Origin of the sequence: Pseudomonas sp. S8, assembly GCF_050473925.1 — a bacterium.
Classification (GTDB): domain Bacteria; phylum Pseudomonadota; class Gammaproteobacteria; order Pseudomonadales; family Pseudomonadaceae; genus Aquipseudomonas; species Aquipseudomonas parakoreensis.
On record NZ_JBFDVZ010000016.1, the window covers coordinates 3,470,657 to 3,488,857 of the forward strand.

The following is an 18,201-nucleotide window of genomic DNA, read 5'->3' on the forward strand; positions in this document are numbered from 1 at the left end:
TGATTGGTGAAAACATCTCTTTTGCACGCGGCTACGTGAAATCTGACTCCTGAACCTTCTGCAAAAAACACAGATTTCAATCTCAGGCGCGTACTTTTCTGCCGTAGAAACCGAAGCCGACTTTTTCAACAGAATCGGCCGATTGCTGCCCTTGGCGAGAGGCATAAAACGGCCAAAAGTAGTCGGTCAGCTGTGTGCTAGAAATCGGGGGCGATTCAGAGAACGGCCGGTAGTAACCGGCTAGAATTTCAAATATTTACACTAATTTAGACACCGTTCTTCCTTCCGCTGTCTATGATATCTGGCGAATCGTTTGATCATATCTATCTTGTAAGTGTGATTCCTTGAAAGCACCCTTGATTGCTTGGCGCAGAAAAACCTCCAGGTCTTTCTGCGTCAACAACACAACTAGCCCTGATTTGTTCCGGTTTATTATGTTAGAAATGTGACGATAATAACTGTTTTTAACTTCCTCCCCACGAAAGGCAATGATACCAAATCGTCCAAATGTGTCATTAAGGTAATAGTTGATCTGATGAAAATCACTTGCGCTTAGGTCTTCGTAGTTTTTGCACTCCCATACGACTTGGGTAGAACCGTATTTATTCCTTATGACCTCCCAAAAGCCGTCAGGCGCTCGGTTGGATGCTATCCAATCACGTATTGAGGCGCCATCGTGACTTCGCTCGTGCGGTTGAACATTCGTCAAAGATCGAAAAAAACACAGTTTTATGATATTGCCTACAATTTCTTCAAACCCAGCTGCCCCCGACGGTCCCTTGGGCAAGGTTCGCAAATTATCCAATGTGTCCTGCAATGCGCCTTTATAGTCATCCAAGTTAAAGGTGTCGGGCAGCTCCTCTAGGATGCCTTCATTCTTCAGTTGCGTTTCGTCGCGCAAATCCTTCAATAGCAGTGGTTGAAGGTTTAGTGCTTCGTGGTAGGTAGGATGAATATAGAAAGTTGAGCTATTATCAAATGACGGCTTGGCATTTGAATCTTTGCCAGACTCTTTGTACTCGACAGTTCTTTTTCGCCGAATACCAAGAAAACCGATCCCATACAAAACTTCGACGAAACGAAAAGGCGTTGTATAGTCGTAAAACCAACCGTTGCAGTATTTGTTAATAGACTCCGTAACCAGCAACTTTTGAATAAAGTCTTCAATTGCCACCAAGGTATACTCATTGCCTAAGCCAAAAAAGTACTCGAGGATTAAACTAATATTTGGATAATTCTCAGCATACTCGTCCCCCAAATCCTTGAGTCTACTTGTGCTATAGCGTTTTGACGCGACATCCATGTCTGCGTCTCTAACCTTTTGGTTGCCGTGATTAATGGCTGAGTCTATTGCATAGCTAGTTAGCATCAGTACATCCCGAGGCCGATGCTGACAGAGGCTCATCACCGAGGGCACGCTAGTCTTTGAATCTTCCTCCTCGAAAAAACAATTCCATGCCTCTCCCCCTAGTTTTGGCTTGGTAGTAAAAGGCTTTACCAATCGACGCTCTACAAGCTCGGTAAGTTTTTCAGAAGACCAATCAAGAAAAACCACTGACGTCTCAAGCCTCGCAAACTCATTATCAAGGGAGCGAATTCAGTCATAGATGTTTTCGCGTATGAAGACATAGGGTTTTACGTGCGGAGTTGAGGCGATTAGTCTCACCGTGGCATGCATCAATGCCATGAGGCATATGATAGCTGAGCCAGAACCATCCCAGGATTCATCTAGACGATCAATTAAGATGATGTAACTCATTGGTGAAGAAAATGAGATCTGATTAATTTCCGCCAGCAGGTTCTTGCTTCGACTTATCTGACGAAGCCATAACTTATCATTATCTTTGGTGTATGCATCAAAAATCTCTTCGGTCAAATTCAAGATGCGCTGATCAAAATCACAATCTTCTATCAGGCCTCTTTCTCGCCGGATAGTATCTGGCGCCTTGTCGAAACTTAAACGCCCTTCCATGACCCATATCTTGATCACTTCATCGATCAAAGCCCTTTCCATCGAGTGCATTAATGATTTGAAAGGACGCTGCCTTGTGTCTAGAAACAACTGCTGCTCTAGTGGGAGCCGTAAGAGATCAAATATCTGAGGAACAATATTTATTGTTCGGGGGAAACGCCGCTCAACTTCAAATGTAATCGCGGTTTTTCCGGCGCCGCGTCGACCTATAAAAAAACAGTTAGAGCTTTCCGGATTGAGCGCAGAGAGAGTCGCCGGTGTAGTTACGAATAATTCATGATCACTTCTAATTATATCGTACTCTGCAAAAGCCTGGCCCAGCTTTACTCGTTGCAAAGCATCTTTAGGTAACTGAATTTTAGCCAAAGGTAATATCCTTGTGCTTATCAGAGACGCATATAAATGGGTAAGTAGCTCTAACGCTCCGCAACGTAGACTAGCTGAATTCGGCGAAATCTCCATCCGCGAACGGTTATTGGTTGGGGGCTAGGACTCATCTTTTCACCGATTCCAACGGTCTCGTTCATAAGCCGACCGTCTTGAGCCTCCTTTTAGGACCAGGCTCTTATGAACGGGGGTCATGTTCCGTCAACGTCGAGCGTCGCACTGGGCCGATCTGTACCTGTCGCCACCCTCATCTATTGGGCCGATTCGGACCTTGGCAACAGGCAGAAACCGGCCAATAGCCGCCATTCACGAAAGGCTGCTTCCGCCCCAATGAGTTACGGCTCTTTGCTTGGGGCAGAACGCACCGTTATCTCACCGTAGTCATGAACTGATGTAGATACTTCGTAGCGTTTTCCATGCAGCGCTGTCAGATAGAAAGCTTTTAACGATTGGCTTTGGGTCGGCTCAAAATCTTCGCGTATAGGGTAGCCTTTAGGGTTGCGTTTACGCTTTAGCCACAGAGAAAAGAAATAGAATCCCGAGATCACTGGTATGAATATGCCTAGGTATAGCATCGCTGATAGAGTTTTTGGTAGTTTGTCAGACTGAAGAAAAACTTCTGCCAATGTGTAGTCCTCATATATCCACCACAATGCAAAAAAAAGGCAGAACGGGCTGCTGACGATCATCGCAAACGCAATCAAAGCAGTTAGTCTTTCATAAATAGTAGCCCTGGAATCATCAGTGGTTAGAGCGAAATCTGAATGCTGTCCGAACACACGGCCAGTCCCTTTTATTACCGCCCTGGGATTGCCAGCCGTATAAAATCCGATTTGCACCCATTCGTCTTGGTTCAAACAGTCAAAACCAATTTGATATCTATTCTGATCTACTGAGTTGATGGAAAAATCCATCGCCTGATGAGGTTTAGTCACACGGGGTGGCCCAATAACTTTGATATCCTCACCCAGGTCAATCGTGATAGGTGCACTGGGTGAAATTTCGTCGCCTCGCACTGCTTCTCTACCTCTATTCCACACTCGTACAACGATAAAGTAAACGTTGTCCAGCGGCTCGCCAGCGAGATCGACAATCCGAAAAGGACAATATTCGGTGGCTTCTGCAACGATCTGGCGCCCTAGGACTTCCAATACTAAGTCTTTCTTTTTCTCGGTTTGTTTGGCGGCGATAAGACTGAGCAAATATCCGAGGACTCCCCCTAGCCCCAACAAAATCAGGTCCTTCGTATCTAGAAGGGTTATTGATTCTAAGATTGCTTGCATTTTTATCCTAAAAATATCGTATTTGAAATGGTGAGTCTTGATTATAGCCGCGATGATGCACTTTTATAGCGAGCAGAGTCTGTGTTCGGATCATCGAATCGCTCCCAAATCCGTAGACACATTGAATGACTGCTCCTGGCCGTTTTCTGCCTGTGGTGACCGGCTGAAAACGCCCCCCAAGCTGATAGTGGCGACTGCCAGCAACTAGTACGTTTTTTCTGAGACGGACAACGATTTAAGCCAGTTATTAGGCTTTACAGACCACCAGAGCGTGATTCAGTCATGATTCTGACTTTGCCGGTTTTCCGCATTTTCCGCAGTTGCTTGAGTTATGTTTGGTCGCATAAAAACGCGACATCGCCCAGAAACACGACACGGGTCACGGCAAGCCCTGCTGCCTTCTAGACTTGAAAGCAGCAGCGGGAACGCTCCCCATTTGCCAACACTGTATCCACCATCTGCTCCAAGCCGGATGCTGCCCGTGGAGACCCGTTCATCTCGGCCCAGACCGGTCACCCATTTCTTTCCAGAAGTTGGTTGAGCTGGACCATCCTCGTCTGTTTGCCAAAGAAGCCCAGACGGCCAATGGGCAGTACATATTTTTATTGGCAACTCGGTAGTGGCGATTTACCATTATGGCGGAAGTGATTTTGCATCAGCTGAGAAAATCTCAATGACTCCAACCTACCACAGTCATGATTTTCGGCGGCAAATGGAAAACGAACTGTAGGCCCATCAAGCTCGGTAGATATCTATCGCAGCTGGAGGCGGGTATCTCTTTAACATGAACAAAAAATAAATATGATGATAACTATACTTGACATAGTAGATAGCGCTGTAAAGGTTGGTCTTGGGGCACTTATAAGCGGAATCGTCACCTATGTCACGTTATCCAAAAAAAACGCGGACGAAAGAAGAGGAGACTTGATTAGCTATAAGCGATTAAAACTAATTGAGCTCTCTGAGAATTTTCAACTTGCAGGTGAACTGACAAATGATATAAGTCACTGGGTAAATCAAGAGCCTAGCGATCAGATGTCAATGATATTATTAAATAAGGATCAGGCACTGGAAGCTGCTAAAAAAGTTTGCAATCTTGTGAGCTCCGCCGTTCGACTGTCAGCATTAATAGGTGATAGAGAACTTACTGAATTAATGAGAGCATACTGGGTTAATAGAAACTCACTTTACAAACTTTTAAATAGAAATGACTTTTCTGAAGATTGCAACTACAATGAAATAAAACGCGAGGTTGACGAAGTGCGCTCGAAGATATTTAATCAATTCAGTACTTCACTAAAACAAATCCACGCCTAGCATCGACCGAAAACGTAGAGGATAGGATGAGCAAGAAGACACTCAGCGGAGAATAATGGGGGGCGGATTTATTTAGTGTAATTAAAAAAATAGATCCGTCCACATTTCCTGCCTTTTGCAACGACTGCAGTCAGCGGAGCTGATGGTTCAGGCACGAGTAATAAAAGCAGGCTGTAAATACTATCGGCACATGGCCTACTATAGTCCATCAAGCGCCGCCATTGACTCTTTCCGCTGCGCAAGAAGAGCGATCTTGTCCGACTCTGAAAGGTTTGAACCAGGTGTGGGAAAAGCAGAAGCGGTGGCCTCGCACCAGCGAACGAAGGTATCACTGCTGGCGAACGCTAGTACTTGCGCCTTCCGTACTAAGGCCATCTCTATATGTGCGGCGATGAGTGGATTAACTCTGGAATATGCAAACCGCGAAGAGGGGTGGTTCACCACCGCTACTGGGACATCCCCAGCGAGAGACCGAATCCGATGGCCGTTCCGCGCGCTAAGGCAAACAATCAAATCCGGTGCTAATACGTCCAAGACTTCGGCAAATGCACTTTTGCCCTGTTCCCAAGCTTCTTTTGGTGGATGGACGCGAGTATCGCGTATGAACTCCTGTAGGAAATTGTAATAAGCAACGCTTTCCCAGAAGTCCCTTCTTTGTATGTTCGTGAAGCTATGTCTGACGTTTTTCACCGCACTCATTATTTTGGTGAAGTGCGGGTGCCGACGAAGCTTGCTGGTTGCCCTAGGGTGCTTCTCGCTTAACGCTAGAGCTTTCACGATTTCGGGAGTCGCTGTCGGGCGTTCGTGTTTTTTATCGCCATAGTGAGACTCGCACACTAGAAGAATGCGTAGACCGCAAAAACCTTCCGCATAATGGGAGCCGACCCAAGGTGCAAAGCGGACTGTATTTTTCTTCATGGTTATCCATACCTTTAATACCTATTATTCGCGGTTTGTTGATGACGGCATTGAACCCGTGGAATGTTTCGTTGAGCACTTTGACAGCCAAATAGAACTCAGCCTTTCCTCGTCGGCGAATAGTGCCAACGACTCCTGCATTCGTCACGCGATGTCTGTTAAAAACGTTCCGCTCCGGCCCCAGGCCATGTCCGCTTGCTAACCGTAAAATGTTTAACCTTGCCCTGAACCGCCACCGGAATACTGGCCCCCACGACCGGTTGAATCCACAACCGATTGCTGCCATTCGCGACCGGCAGCACTCGGCCATTCATTCGCCGCACAGGGTAGCCACTGAAAAGTATCCTAAGCTCCGGCTCATTCAGCGAAGGCCCTGATCACCTGCTTCGCTATATTGTATTTTCTCAGCAAATGGTAGCTCCTGGCCGGTTAGCGACGGCAGGTGTCGACCATCGCGATGGCTGGACCGAAGAGAGCCAGATCACGATTTCGTTCTGCACATTGAAGCCCAACTCAGATGCCCCATATCTCTCGGTGATGAAAAACAGCGATGGGATTCCCAGCCCGGTTTTTCACACAAGCTCCCTGCGCAGTCGTGGCATGGGGACCATGCCGCCCCTGCGCAGGGAGCCGGCAAGGCCGAAGGCCGCGTCAGTCCCACAGGCCATAATATGTATGCCCCTGCCCGATGACGCGCAACTCACATGTGCCGGGCCGTCACTGCAAGCCGCAGTGACGGCCCCGCCGACGCCCCAACATCACGGGCAAATCCTCAACCCCAAAGAGTGCGGCGTACATGATGATGCCCCCATACACTGGCCCAGCAAAAACCTAAGACGACAGGTTCGAGAGTCGTCATCCCAACAGCGCGAAACTCCTGCAAGCGCTGATCCAGCAGGATGGAGTTAGCCAGGTATGCAAGGTTCCAAAAGCATACCGACCCATACCCATGGGCGGAGCCGCTTTTGTCTATCGGATTTATTCCGTGATGTGCCGCTACTGCACCGTCCTAGGCAGCGGGCCTATGCGCAATGCCGACTGCTTTCACTTAACAATCCCATCCATTTCCTTGGAGTACTCATCAACACTAAAAACTAACTCATCTCGCTACATCTCCGTCCGACCTTCCAGCAGGAAGCAAGACGGACGTCTCAGTCGAGACACCGGTGTTTCCTGAACACCATGCCCCTGCCCTTCGGGGATCTCGCCTAGCGAGTTGGCACCAACACTTACCAATGATTTTCAGGACAGGACAACAACACAGTCAAAGCCTGTGAGCGTGGATGATATATGGACGATTTGACCTACACCCTGCGGCAACTTTGCCGGCGCAATCGCGATGGCAGTCACAACACTCAGGCCGACCGTATCCGCTCACTGGGGCTGATCGCCCGCCAACTGCGGGAGTCTGGTTTCCGGCAGATGAAAGCCCCCTCGCTCAAGGGCAAACACGTACTGGCACTGCTAGATCGCTGGCAAGGCGAAGGCCTGTCACCTGGCACCATCAAAAATCGGCTTGCGCACCTTCGATGGTGGGCTGAAAAAATCGGCAAGGCTGGCATTCTCCCCGCGGACAACACGCAACTGGGTGTGGCCAACCGGCGCTTCGTCACTAACGTCAGCAAAGCCCAGGAACTGGGAACGGACCTTGGCAAGATCACCGACGCCCATGTGCACATGAGTCTCCAGCTTCAGTCGGCGTTTGGACTACGCCGTGAGGAAGCGATCAAATTTCAACCCAAGTATGCGGATCAAGGAGATCACATTCTCCTTAAGGGCTCATGGACGAAGGGTGGGCGTGATCGCCCTGTACCGGTCACTACTTCGCAACAGCGCGAGGTGCTGAACGCGGCACATCAGCTAGCGGGAGCCGGCTCATTAATCCCGGCTCAGAAAACGTATATCCAGCAGAGAAACACCTACGATGGTCAGTGCAAGGCCGCAGGCCTGAGCCACATGCATGGGCTACGTCATCATTATGCACAAAGCCGTTACGTAGCTTTGACAGGATGGAAAGCACCGGCGGCAGGAGGAATCTCTTCCAAAGAATTGACCCCAATGCAGCGTTCTCAAGACCGTATTGCTCGGCAAATTATCAGCCGTGAACTCGGGCATGAGAGAACACAGATTACCGCGACCTACCTCGGACGATAATTCAGGGCGGTCGACGTCAATAAGCCGTAAGGGTGCGCCCTACTCGCACCTTGTTAGCGCCTCGCCTTGACCAAGCGTATTTCCGGCTAATACGGATATGCGCAGTGGCACATTTAATCTTTCTGCGCTTGCCGGTTGCGTGTCCTATGGGCACGAGACATTGAATGCCTGCTCGGCGAGCATTCCCGGCTTCGGTCACCTGTTCAACCCTGCAAGCGTGAATAACTGAGGGACTTCTCTGACGTCGCAAGAAGCCGCCCGCTGTCCCTATGGAATACCAACTAATCCGGCTCGCTCGCCCCGCGCTTTGCCCACTGACAAGTCCATATCGGCGCTTCGAAGCTAAGCACTCATCCATCATTCATGAGTGCTGCCCATGTCGTTGCCAAGCGAATACCTCCTCTTCTCTCTCGACAGGAGCAATTATGTTCTCGCTGTTCCATCGCAAGCTTCGGCGTGCACTCGACCCTACGGCTCCAGCCAGCCCAACATCACCCGCCGGCCTGACCACTCCCCAATCTGCGAAATCACTCTTGGCCACTCCCCACAGACAAAAGTTGCTGGAGCAGATCTGGCAGTGCACCGCCGTATCCCGCCCTCAGTTCGATAAACTTTATCTCGACCCAATTAGACGATACGCCGAACTGGTCCAACTTCTCCCTGCCTCCGAAAGCCAGCACCACGCTTATTCCGGTGGGATGCTGGACCATGGTCTGGAAGTAATTACGTACGCTCTCAAAATGCGCCCATCACAATTACTGCCCTCAGGAGCTCAACCAGAAGTTCAGATCGCCCAAGGAGAAGCGTGGAATGCCGCACTGGCATACGCCAGCCTGGGTGAAAACCTTGGCAAGATTGCGATTGATGTCCAGATCGAATATTTAGATGGCTGCGCCTGGCACCCATGGCACGGACCGCTGACTCGACCTTACCGATTTCGATACCGAAAAGATCTCGTGTGTCGACTGCGCGGGGCCGTATCCAGCCTTATGATCCAGCAGCTATTAAGCAGGGAAATCCTGGACTGGCTTTCCGCTTTCCCTGAACTGTGGGCCTCTCTCATATTTCACTGGTCTGGCCATAGTGAACATACCGGCGAACTCGGCGCGCTCATTACTCAAGCCGATCAAGCTTCAGTAGCCAAAGCCCCTGTACAGACCACCACGACAGCTGAGAGCCATAAGCCAGCGACCATCGCCACACAATCAGATCCATCATTGTCAGATACAACATCAACCGACTATCTCGACTCATTAACGAATCAATTCGGCGAGCCTCCCAAGTGGCCTGAAGATTCCGACTCCGCACCTATCGCCGAATCTGCCCCCTCAGCAGAAGAACCGTCCGTGCCAGACAAACATGCGAAGCCAAGCGGCGAACACTTCATGGAGTGGCTGATCGAAGGCGTCCGCACTCACGAGATCATCATAAATGACGATCAAGCGCTGGTGCACTCCGTCGAAGACACACTCTTCTTGGTCACTCCTGGAATCTTCCAACGCTACGCGAAAGCATTCCCTCATCTCGCCACCATCTCGAATAGACAGAGGCAGCCTGACTGGGAATGGGTTCAAAGACGCTTTGGGAAAATGAAACTGCACCGCATACAAGCGAACGGTCGCTGCATCTGGACATGTGAGCTCAGCGGTGCGCGCAGAACACGTTTCTTACACGGCTATCTCTTGAAAAAGCACTATGGCTTGATAAGCGACTCGTCCCTCAACAACCCGAATCTTAAGGTAGTGACGCCAGACAGCGAGAAGCCTCACACAACATTAGGAAACACTCGATAACCGATTTCCGGATTGACAGCAAACGCCCCCCAGGGGCATTTTTGCTATGCATCTCGCTGATTCGTTCAGCACCAGCCGCCAGGATCTTCAAAACGGCGCTGCGGTTTCTCCGCAGGATCCTTCATATGACCGCATAGCTTCCGGCAGCGCGGACAGTCGACTTGAATGTCGATGGAAGCATGACTTTCCCACCCACGACGGGCCTTTCCCGTCGTGGGGAAGGCCTTTTTTTGTTTAGGAGGCCTTAATGAAAATGGAACTGGCGATGTATCAGGCACTGCGCGCAATCGACGTACCTGAGCTCAAAGCTGAAGCCGTTATCCAAGCATTGGAATCTGACATGCTCACACTACTCGCGACGAAAAGTGATCTCACCAATCTAGAGCAGCGACTGACTGCTGAGATTACTCATATTGATCATCGTCTCACATCTGAGATTCATCGGCTGACTGCCGAGATCGCTAAATCTGATCTCAAGTTATCCATACGTATGGCTTCCATGCTCGCAGTCACGATCGGCATCTTGATCGGGGCGATGAAAGTCTTCTTATAGTTTTCTTAGCGATTACTGAAACCACTAAAATCACCTGTCCTTCGACAGGTGATTTTTTTCGCGACTCTTGCCAACGGGTAAGACAGCAAGTCTGACTCTCCCACAGCGGACATCAACCCAGCAATTTTTCCGATCCCGTTCTTGCCTTTGATCAGACGTCGCTTTTTCGATGTGCGTCCCACCTCTTCTGCATCCGCATCCCATGCGCGGGCGCAAGGAGTTCTTCCGCGCGGACATTGCGAAGGTTGAGTCGGTCATTCGCGAAAACTACGATGCTGTTGTCGAATTCACCAACGAAGCAGCGGCGGAACAGTATCGCGAAAACCTGCGCATGGCATTGCCAAAACCCGCAATCCAGCAATCCAGCAATCAGAACGACTGGCGGCACAAAGCTTAAATTACCGATTGGAAGCACGTTTGTTGAGCTCGAGTTGCGACGGGCCCAATCAACACCCAGTAAGGTGGAAACGTCTCCCTTTGGCCAAAAGTGGACATTCGCCAGAAGTTCCAGAGATCGCCAAGGTGGCGAACCTCTTCTTGGATAAGACCTATGCGTCAGCACAATAAAAAAGTAGCGTAGAGCCCCTTTTTTACGGGCGGAAAACTCCGCCATTGCCGTCAAACTTGACTAAGAGATCATGAATTCTCGCTACCTCATCAACAATTGGCTGGATCTCGTATCGCTCACCTAGCACTTGAAAAATACCTTCCTTCAAGTAGTAAGCCCTGAAGATGTGATGAGGCACATCCGAGTCTTCAGGCTCAGGAAGAATAAGGCTAGGAAAGATGTATCCGACTATCCCCTCTTGAAGATAAAGATCAAGCCGCTCGTCAAAGTGCTCAATCGAATTTCTTAACGCCCTATTCATCAGTGGACTGTTGTCCTTTACACCAAAGACCCTTGACAGATACTGTCCGCGATCCCTGTGAATGCTCTTCTTATCCGTTCCCTTCACACCATCACGCGACGGGAAGAAGTATCGCGATATAGCTCCAGACTGGTTGACGACGTTCTGCAAACAGTCCAGTAATAAATCCTTCTTCTCTTGCGGATCAATCTCCCCAACTGAGATCTTCTCGATGATCTTTTCTGCAATGCTGCACGACTGGAAGGCAGAGGTCGTATTGAAGAGCATCGACTGAATGTAGAACACCTCGTGCGGCGTCCAGATACTAAATGCCTCGTTCTCCATCCCTCATATCCCTCTATTCATGTTCAAATTTAGCAGTTCATATACCGAAGAATAGTGCCTAGAGGCGCCGCTGGGTCAATCAAAGTCTCCTTTGGGTCGCTTTCGGCCAGTTATGACAGGCAGGAATCGGCCGATTCTGTTGAAAAAGTCGGCCATGGTTTGCGCATGAGGAAAATACGCGTCCGAGATTGAAATCTTTACTTTTTGGCAGAGGTTTCAGAGTCGGATTTCACGTAGCAGCGTGTAAAAAGGCATTTTCACCACTCAATGATCAGGCAGTTTGGGCAAACCGACTTTTTCAACAGAATCGGCCGATAGCAGTCGGTCACCCATGGAAATCCGCGAACCTCGAACTGGCCTATAGCGATATCCATGGAGAGATAGTTCCCGAAACCAAGTCTCGCAATAGCTTTTCCATTAGCGTCGTATACGTCAAAAACACCATTCGAGAGTTCGCTTATTGGCGTTTGCATACTGATTTCCTTGATTTTCGGAGTGCCGTCGCAAACCTTGCGGCAGCGATGGCAGTAGTTTCCTATGCGAGGATAGGACATTACAAATTCATACCGCCTACCTTGGATATCACGTACGTGAGACGCGTGTTCACAACTACTGCATGGTGCAACCATGCGTGCTTCTGGGCCTAGGGCTATATAGCCCCCATCTAGTGATACTACTGGAGAATCATTCTTATGTACTTGTTAATTTCATTGCGTGACATGCGGTGCGTATTGAATTCACAATCTAGAAAATCACCCTCGTCAAATCCCGCTTCATTTTCAAATCCAACCCGCATAAAATAATTACAGTGGTTTTCATAAAGGTAGTAATGAAGCTCACCAAAAAAATCCAGAAAATTAACATCATAAAAACATTCTGAGATGCGCCCTGAGTCATGATGCGATGCTCGCTTAGTCGAGCCGTCAAGATAGGTGAATACCCCTTCAAGATAGCTCAAAGCACTTTTCTCTACTTCTTCAAGTTGAGACTTTGATATATTGCTTCTGCACTTGAAAGCACAAAAAAGATAATAACCTGGACTTTCTGAACTAGATGATCTGGTTGTAAGATCCCCTAGGGTTATTCCTACCTTGGCAAATTCGATATCTCTAGAGTTGGCGCCCAGATACAGCCACTTATGAGTTGACTCAAAATTCTCCCTTGATTCATTATGCATAATTTCCATTTTATAGCAGGCAAATGGATCGAGTTCCAAATCGTACTCTCTTTTTGTCCTTTTCAAATTTCCCTCCCAAAATCAACTCATTGGCAAAAAATTCTCATCAGGGTCAACAGCGACCCACGCTTTTACATAGCTGTCTTCGTTCGCTTCTCCTGGCCTTGAAGACCAACGTAGCCTATCGATCGATTGAGCGATGGTCGCTTTCTTTTATTATTGTGGTCAAGGTTGTAATGGCCAAGGATAGTCTTTACGGTTTCAACAACGCATGTTGCTATCAATACCTTGGCCGTCCAGGGGACCAGCCGCTATTCGATTGGAGAGCCTGCTGAAGATCTGCCGGAGCAAATCAGAGGCCGCGTGTACCTTGGCTCTCCGTCTAGCTCGCAGTGCTTTAATACCCGTTCAAAAGCTGGCCCTTGTGTTTGGCCCTTATGTTCGTCCATCGAGGGCACCCCGGCCCTATGAGAAAATCATTCATTCAGACTAACGCCCACATCGTTAGCAAGCATATTTAGTATTGACTCATCCAACGGCCAATCTTTAATCAATCTCTGCTTGCGCTTAAGCAACATCCAATACAAAAAGAAAACGACGGACTGCTGATAGAATACGTTTATCGAATATCTTTCAGAAACCCTATCAACTAAGTCGGGCCTTTTAGCCAGCAATCTAGCTATGCTATCAACTAAATCAGCATCAACAAAAGATTCGTACTCACTCCAAACGACGAATGAGGATTTCTGATTATGAGCTACAAGCCCCACCAAGTTCTTGTAGATGGAGTCCAATCGACCACCTATCTCAAACTCCTGAAATGGCCCATAATTAATTAACTTAGTGGCCTGCGAGAAAAACTCGTCAGTAGTTTCAATGAGAGCCATACTTTTGGCTACAGTCCGATGCACTTCCGGACGAACTTCACGCTCAGACTTATAGATAGTGTCATGAGTAAGCTCAGAGTGCGCATGCTGTAGCAACGTGCGAATCTGCAATTCGCAAGCAACATCCGCACGTAACAAAACCCCGTTATACTCAAAGTCTTGCTTCGGCCGTAGAATATAATGAACAGATTTATATGTGAATAGTAACGGATTAGTCCGCATATCCTCTTTGAAATTCTTACATGCGTCAAATGCCCAATCACCTAGAGCTTGGACCACGCTGCATATCAGATCAACATCATCAAGCAAGAGAACAACGAAGCGAGCGCCTACCTTATCCTCGATATCATTATAGGGATCTTTGTAAGTTTTCTTACGATTAAAAGCTTTGTCTATCAGCGACGAGTCATCTTTGAGCCTAGTTTTAGCAGGCACTTTAAGGAAGACATTTACATCCTTTCCGAGAGAGGTTAATTCATTGCTAATTTTGGCTACAACATAATCCCCCCAAGCCTGATACACAAGCTTGTCATTATGCCACCTAGCTTTGAATTCCTCTTCGTTCATTCTTGACCGACCACTTTTTCTTTGATAATCACCTTAGTCCACTCTGTAGGACCTCCGGCCTCATCAGGATCGCCATCGATAGTTTCAATAGTGACCAAATTTTTAAATGCTTCAGATGGCGCGGTGATTTTAACATTGCCACCGAAATTAACCTTTCTAAATTTTAGTTTGCTCTCAATTTGGGCGGTGTCTTTGGTGAAAGCGATTTCGGGAATCCCAGCCTCATACATATGATCGCAGAAAGCGTCTTGAGTATCTACATCAAAATACTGGGAGGCAAAATCCGCGCAGCTAACCGTGGAGGAATTGCTCACCTTTAAATATGTCGTTAGGGCGTTTAGAAAATCGTTTTTATTTGAAGCTGAAACGTTCAAATTAGAAATAAACTCGCTCGCCTCCTCATAAAACTGACGGGTTGTCCTAGCGCTAGTTTGCGGATATCCACATCCTAAAAAACCCGAATAAAAGTATTGAGCTGCAGCTTTGCCGTCTGCCTGGCTGATCTGATTATCAGAAACCATTACTACCCATCGCGCATTAAGGTCCTCACTCGAAGCCTCGACAGTAGCTCTTTCAAAAAATCCAGCTGTTTTATAAAGCTTTGTACCGGGCGTCAACAAAACCTCCTCAACAAACTTCAATGAAATCTCGTTAGTCCGTTGATTTACTTCTTTTTCATAAGCACTATGAATTTCAGCTTTAATTATACCAATGAAGCTCTTTAATGGATGACCCTGGCGTCCCGAAAATACAACAACAATCCCCCCCGGAATAGCCTTCCGATGCTGAGCATCGTTGAGTTTGGTTGCTACGTCGTATGAGGTAAATGCAAAATCCGCATCATTCATATCAACCAAACGATCAATGATAACTGGAAGGTCATTTGGCCCTTGGTTGACAATCTCCATTTGGACTGCTTTTGAACCACTGCCAAGAGCATCACGAACCCTGCCCTTAAATGCCTCCATTGCAGTTAGATCGAACCGAGTAAAATCACGACTCCGGATAGGTTCTATTTTTTCCGCATCTTCACCCCGGCGAAAAATCTGATGAATGATAATTCGATCTATTGTTAGATTTGAAAGCTCCATACCCACCCCGGACATTACGACATTATAATTATTAAAATGTAAAAAACAGGCGCTATAAATAGTGGCCCAATAGGCACTAGAAAGAGTGATGATTTATTCTTAGCAGGAAGATATCTTTTAATCAAAAACTCATCCTTGAATCCATCAGTCCTTATGGCATTTAGCCACCCAATCAAATGTACTACCCTGCTTAGCCATCGGCAAGGGGAAAAGGTTTGCCCAGGGCCAAGCAGCGACCGCGCAATCGTTTCGCATAAAATCGTGCTGTTTTTTTTGCGGGAAGAGACCAGTTGTCGAGTGAGACTATGTGGCTCGCGAGCACCAGATAGTAGGTGAGTTCTATGCCGAGCCTCGATAGGGTAGTCGCTGCGCTCAATGTAGTTAAGGCCTTCGTGTTACGTCACAAGCGCCGGTAACTGCTGAGATGCTCGAAAACAGAGGTGGGCTATTTTACTTTTTCGATTTCCCTTCCGCTCTCATCTCAAGGAGTGAGTACTTTTCCCCCTGTGAGCTGCAACTCCGGGCAGGGTATTGGCTTTGAGTATTCCAAATGGTATTCCATCAAAAAAATGCGATACGAATATATTCCCTATAATCAAAAGGTTCTCTCCTCAATTCAGATTACCCCGGCCCACCACTTCTCAACAACAAAGCCCGCCCAGTGCGGGCTTTGTCGCATCTGGCGTTTCATTCCTGCCTCACCGCCAACGGTCCCCCCCCCACGCACCCAACTCAATGCCCATGCCGATGATGCACATCCGGAAAATGCGCATGACTATGCCGCATCGGCATGTGCACATGCCGATGACTATGCGGCTCCACCCCATCCCATTCAAACCCGTGCGTATGTTGATGATGCTCATCGTGTATATGCCGATGATCGTGCTCAAGCCGTTCGTGCTGATGTTCATGAACATGGTTTTCCATCAGATGAATCCATACGCCCACGGCCATTAACGCTGCGGCGAGCAGGAACATCAGCGATATCGATTCGCCCAGCAGCAGAATCGAGATGCCTGCGCCGAGAAACGGTGCGGTGGAAAAGTAGGCGCCGGTGCGGGCGCTGCCGAGGCCGCGCAGGGCGAGGACGAACGTTACCAGGCTGACGCCGTAGCCGAGAAAGCCGACCAGCATGATCGGTACCAGCGAGGTGGCGGCGGGTAGTTGGCTGCCGATGAACAGAGCCAGTGTGCAGTTGACCAGACCGGCCACGAGGCCTTTGCTGCCGGCGATAAACAGTGCGTCCGAGGCCGAGACTTTACGGGTCAGGTTGTTGTCGATGGCCCAGCAAAAGCAAGCGAAAGCCACAGCCAGCGGTCCGGTCCAGTCTTGCGCCGAGACGGCCTCTTGTGGCCAGGACAGCACGATGCCACCGGCGACGATGGCGAGCATGCCGATCACGATTCGGCGGTCGGCATTTTCCTTGAACACCACCCACGCCAGCAGCGCCGTGAGCACGGATTCGAGGTTGAGCATCAGTGAAGCGCTCGCGCCGGACGTTCGGGTCAGACCGAACATCAGCGCCACTGGCGCCAGCACGCCGCCGAAGCCGATGGCGCCAATCAGCCATGGCCATTCACCGGTGCCGAGCCCGGAAGGTTTCCAACCACGATCGCGGGCAAAACGCAGAACGGTCAAACCCAGACCACTGCCGAGATAGAGCAACCCGGCGAGCAGAATCGGCGAAATCTGTACCCCCAGCAGTTTGGCGAGGGGCGTACTGGCGCCAAACAGCGCTGCCGCAATCAATGCGTAGAGAACGCTCATATTCATGCCGGGATCACTCGCTGGGGCCGATGGAATACCAGCCAGCATCATGGCAAAACTCAGGTGAGAATTATGTGAACAACTGATTCGTGTCAGGGAACACGGCCTCTGGCACGTGCTCAAATCCAGCAACATTTAATCCGCGCAATCTCTGGGCGATCGCTCGATGCAGCTTCTATGCTGCGAACATCGAGATGCAATGGAGTTGAAGATGAAGAGCTGGATCGCCGTAGCCCTGGCCGCGCTGATTTCCTCGTCCGTCCATGCGGCCGACGCCCCCACTGTGCGCGTCGAACCGATAGCGTTCACAACCGCTGCCGACAGCGTCCAGCGCAAACAGTCGATCACGGGTGACCAGACGGCGGAGTACCGGTTCAACGCCAAGGCCGGCCAGATGCTGACCATCGACTTCAAGCCCTCCAACACCTCCGCTTACTTCAACATCGCTGCCAAGGGGGCCGATTACGCGCTGTTCAACGGCTCGATCATGGGCAATCACTTCCTCGGCACATTGCCCAGCGATGGCGAGTACACGATTCAGGTCTACCTCATGCGCAACGCCGCACGACGTAATGAAGTGGCCAACTACGAGCTGGCGCTGAGGCTGGTCAATGGCGATGCCATCAGCCGTCAGCCACCATTCGATCAGACGCTGGAATTGCAGGGCATTGCCTTTCACGTCAGCACTGAACAGGTCGATGGCAAACCCACTTTGCACATCGCTCCCAAGGGGCTGGAGATCGACAATACGGTCATCATTCAGGCCCTCAGCGGTGAGGTGGTACGCGCCGAAGTCGCCGATCTCAACAACGACGGTTCCCCTGAACTCTATGTGTTCACCCGTTCGCCCGGGCGCGGCATGCCGGGCGAACTGATCGCCTATTCGGCCAACAACAAGAAATCCCTGAGCGAAATCTACTTGCCTCCGGTCAGCGACAACCCGAAAACCGCCGAGGGTTATCAGGGCGAGGACTCGTTTGCCGTGGTGGAAAACAGGCTGGTGCAACGCTTCCCGGTGTATGACAGCGCCGACGCGGGTGCGGGGCGTACGGGGAAGATGCGACAGGTTCAATACACGTTGGTGGCGGGTGAAGCCGGGTGGATTTTACGCGAGGACAAGGTCACGGAATTCTGAAATGACC

Annotated in this window: 14 protein-coding genes and 1 pseudogene; 6 read left to right on the forward strand and 9 right to left on the reverse strand. The window is 49.4% G+C overall.

The features are described 5' to 3' along the window. Positions 1 to 292: 292 nt before the first annotated feature. A pseudogene (locus AB1J88_RS16890) lies at positions 293 to 2,434 on the reverse strand (P-loop ATPase, Sll1717 family). A gap of 260 nt (positions 2,435 to 2,694) precedes the next feature. Then, entirely contained in the window at positions 2,695 to 3,642 is a 948-nt protein-coding gene (locus AB1J88_RS16895) for a hypothetical protein (protein ID WP_430291506.1), read from the reverse strand. An 804-nt stretch (positions 3,643 to 4,446) separates the two neighbouring features. On the opposite strand from AB1J88_RS16895, the gene AB1J88_RS16900 reads away from it, so the two are divergent. Beyond that, complete coding sequence (locus tag AB1J88_RS16900) at positions 4,447 to 4,959, forward strand: hypothetical protein (protein ID WP_430291507.1); 513 nt, start codon at positions 4,447 to 4,449, stop codon at positions 4,957 to 4,959. 198 nt (positions 4,960 to 5,157) lie between these two features. On the opposite strand, the gene AB1J88_RS16905 is transcribed toward AB1J88_RS16900, so the two are convergent. Further along, a complete protein-coding gene (locus tag AB1J88_RS16905) occupies positions 5,158 to 5,877 on the reverse strand; it encodes a hypothetical protein (RefSeq protein WP_430291509.1) in 720 nt (239 codons plus the stop codon). A 1,290-nt stretch (positions 5,878 to 7,167) separates the two neighbouring features. Between AB1J88_RS16905 and AB1J88_RS16910 the strand changes: the two genes are divergently transcribed. The 4 genes from AB1J88_RS16910 to AB1J88_RS16925 all read left to right on the forward strand — a co-directional run bounded on the left by AB1J88_RS16910 (position 7,168) and on the right by AB1J88_RS16925 (position 10,774). After that, on the forward strand, positions 7,168 to 8,031 hold the full coding sequence (locus AB1J88_RS16910) for an integrase domain-containing protein (protein ID WP_430291510.1): 864 nt from the start codon (positions 7,168 to 7,170) through the stop codon (positions 8,029 to 8,031). 425 nt (positions 8,032 to 8,456) lie between these two features. After that, complete coding sequence (gene mobH, locus AB1J88_RS16915; RefSeq protein WP_430291511.1) at positions 8,457 to 9,824, forward strand: MobH family relaxase; 1,368 nt, start codon at positions 8,457 to 8,459, stop codon at positions 9,822 to 9,824. A 247-nt stretch (positions 9,825 to 10,071) separates the two neighbouring features. After that, positions 10,072 to 10,377 carry a hypothetical protein gene (locus AB1J88_RS16920; RefSeq protein WP_055135522.1) on the forward strand — a complete coding sequence of 102 codons (306 nt, stop codon included), beginning with the start codon at positions 10,072 to 10,074 and terminating at the stop codon, positions 10,375 to 10,377. A gap of 202 nt (positions 10,378 to 10,579) precedes the next feature. Further along, the gene (locus AB1J88_RS16925) at positions 10,580 to 10,774 is read left to right on the forward strand and encodes a hypothetical protein (protein ID WP_430291512.1); all 195 of its coding nucleotides are present in this window, start codon (positions 10,580 to 10,582) and stop codon (positions 10,772 to 10,774) included. Between the two features lie 193 nt (positions 10,775 to 10,967). Here the strand turns inward: AB1J88_RS16925 and AB1J88_RS16930 are convergent, their stop codons facing one another. The 6 genes from AB1J88_RS16930 to AB1J88_RS16955 all read right to left on the reverse strand — a co-directional run bounded on the left by AB1J88_RS16930 (position 10,968) and on the right by AB1J88_RS16955 (position 17,065). Then, the gene (locus AB1J88_RS16930) at positions 10,968 to 11,570 is read right to left on the reverse strand and encodes a hypothetical protein (protein WP_430291513.1); all 603 of its coding nucleotides are present in this window, start codon (positions 11,568 to 11,570) and stop codon (positions 10,968 to 10,970) included. Positions 11,571 to 11,827: 257 nt separating this feature from the next. Continuing rightward, positions 11,828 to 12,124, reverse strand: a complete 297-nt coding sequence (locus AB1J88_RS16935) for a hypothetical protein (RefSeq protein ID WP_430291514.1) — start codon at positions 12,122 to 12,124, stop codon at positions 11,828 to 11,830. 119 nt (positions 12,125 to 12,243) lie between these two features. Then, a complete protein-coding gene (locus tag AB1J88_RS16940; protein ID WP_430291515.1) occupies positions 12,244 to 12,786 on the reverse strand; it encodes a hypothetical protein in 543 nt (180 codons plus the stop codon). Between the two features lie 437 nt (positions 12,787 to 13,223). Beyond that, positions 13,224 to 14,201 (reverse strand): GTP pyrophosphokinase, encoded by a 978-nt coding sequence (locus AB1J88_RS16945; protein ID WP_430291516.1) that lies wholly within the window; start codon positions 14,199 to 14,201, stop codon positions 13,224 to 13,226. Further along, complete coding sequence (locus tag AB1J88_RS16950; RefSeq protein ID WP_430291517.1) at positions 14,198 to 15,292, reverse strand: nucleoid-associated protein; 1,095 nt, start codon at positions 15,290 to 15,292, stop codon at positions 14,198 to 14,200. Before AB1J88_RS16950 ends, AB1J88_RS16945 begins: the two co-directional genes overlap by 4 nt. 732 nt (positions 15,293 to 16,024) lie before the next feature. Next, positions 16,025 to 17,065, reverse strand: a complete 1,041-nt coding sequence (locus AB1J88_RS16955) for an EamA family transporter (RefSeq protein WP_430291518.1) — start codon at positions 17,063 to 17,065, stop codon at positions 16,025 to 16,027. Between the two features lie 205 nt (positions 17,066 to 17,270). Between AB1J88_RS16955 and AB1J88_RS16960 the strand changes: the two genes are divergently transcribed. Then, the gene (locus tag AB1J88_RS16960) at positions 17,271 to 18,194 is read left to right on the forward strand and encodes a PliI family lysozyme inhibitor of I-type lysozyme (RefSeq protein ID WP_430291519.1); all 924 of its coding nucleotides are present in this window, start codon (positions 17,271 to 17,273) and stop codon (positions 18,192 to 18,194) included. The last annotated feature ends 7 nt before the right edge of the window (positions 18,195 to 18,201 follow it).